The organism is Paracoccus marcusii, from assembly GCF_006151785.1.
Classification (GTDB): domain Bacteria; phylum Pseudomonadota; class Alphaproteobacteria; order Rhodobacterales; family Rhodobacteraceae; genus Paracoccus; species Paracoccus marcusii.
Genome location: NZ_VDDD01000282.1, coordinates 1 through 696 on the forward strand (window position 1 = coordinate 1; position 696 = coordinate 696).

Genomic DNA, 696 nt, shown 5'->3' on the forward strand with positions numbered 1-696 from the left:
GCCTTAAGGATACCTCTACCGCACAGCGTGCGTCTCCAGACATGCAAAGAATTGACCGCTGCAGGATCTACTCGTCTTTCCGCTCCCGCCCCCCCGCCCGCCGCACGACATCATCCAGGCCCGACATCGCGGCATCGAGATCCGCCATGATCCGGTCCAGTTGGCCCTCGTCTCGTCCTCCCCTTATTCGTTCCAACGCGCCGATTGGCTTCGAGCGTTCGCTTGGCTCCTCGCAGCTGGCAAACACACCGCCACGAACCGCCCCCGCCCCTCCTGCATGTCCCATCCGCGCGGCAAGGGACGGCAGCGCCCAGAACCGGGAGGTGCTGCGGGCGGTGAGGTTGCTGAGGCAGCCGGCATCGACGAGCTCGCCGATCAGCGACAGGGCCGTCCGGCGCGTCACGCCCAGATGATCCATGACCATCGCCGAGCTGATCACCGGCTGGACCTTCAGATAGGCGATCAGGTCGCCAAGGCGCGACCGCCCATGTGCAGACGACGTCATGGCCGAGAGACGCGCCAGCTCGTGGCGCAGGGTCCCCAGATGACCGAGATCATGAGAGAGGCTCCGCGTGGTTGCCTCCAGGAACGAGGCCAACCCGGTCACCGGCGACCAGACCCGGAAGCCGGTGCGGGTCAGCGACACGGAGGGCGGCACGATCCACCCGGCCGCCGCCGGCATCAGCAGGCCCCCTG

General features: G+C 67.4%; 1 protein-coding gene. It reads right to left on the minus strand.

Annotated features, from left to right (window positions below; all coding sequences use genetic code 11):
* Positions 1-67: 67 nt before the first annotated feature.
* On the minus strand, positions 68-696 hold a 629-nt coding region (locus FHD68_RS18765; RefSeq protein WP_208863821.1), incomplete at its 5' end, for a helix-turn-helix domain-containing protein.